Source organism: Aminobacter sp. P4_D5 (genome assembly GCF_056401815.1).
Map to the genome: position 1 here is coordinate 1 of NZ_JBFUIP010001444.1, position 511 is coordinate 511.

1 protein-coding gene is annotated in these 511 nt (G+C 74.4%); it reads left to right on the top strand.

Features of this window, described 5'->3' with window-relative positions; translation table 11 throughout:
- Window positions 1-511: glycine--tRNA ligase subunit beta (locus AC1DWF_RS38875; protein WP_476843715.1), on the top strand; the 511-nt coding region annotated here is incomplete at both ends.

A 511-nucleotide genomic window follows, 5' to 3' on the forward strand; every position in this document is an offset into this window, starting at 1 on the left:
CAGGGCGAGCGCGTCCGGCGCATCGCGAAGCTGGCGGCCTTCCTCGCGCCGATGGTCGGCGCCGATGCCGCCCTGGCCGAGCGCGCAGCGCTGCTGGCCAAGGCGGACCTCGCCTCCGGCATGGTGGGCGAGTTCCCGGAGCTCCAGGGCATCATGGGCGGCTACTACGCGCGACAGCAGGGCGAGGATTCCCGCGTGGCCGACGCCATCGCGCAGCACTACCGCCCCCTCGGCCCGACCGACGCGGTGCCGACCGAGCCCGTCGCGATCGCCGTAGCCCTGGCCGACAAGCTGGACCAGCTCGCCGGCTTCTTCGCCGCCGACGAACGCCCGACCGGCAGCGGCGACCCCTACGCGCTGCGCCGCGCCGCCCTCGGCGTGATCCGCATCGTCAGGGAGAACGGGCTGCGCCTGCCCCTCGTCGACGTGATCGGCGAGGCCTTCTTCGGCTTCCCGCAGGCCGTCGGCGCGACAGCGACACCGGAATTCGGCATGGCCGTCGCCTCGGAGC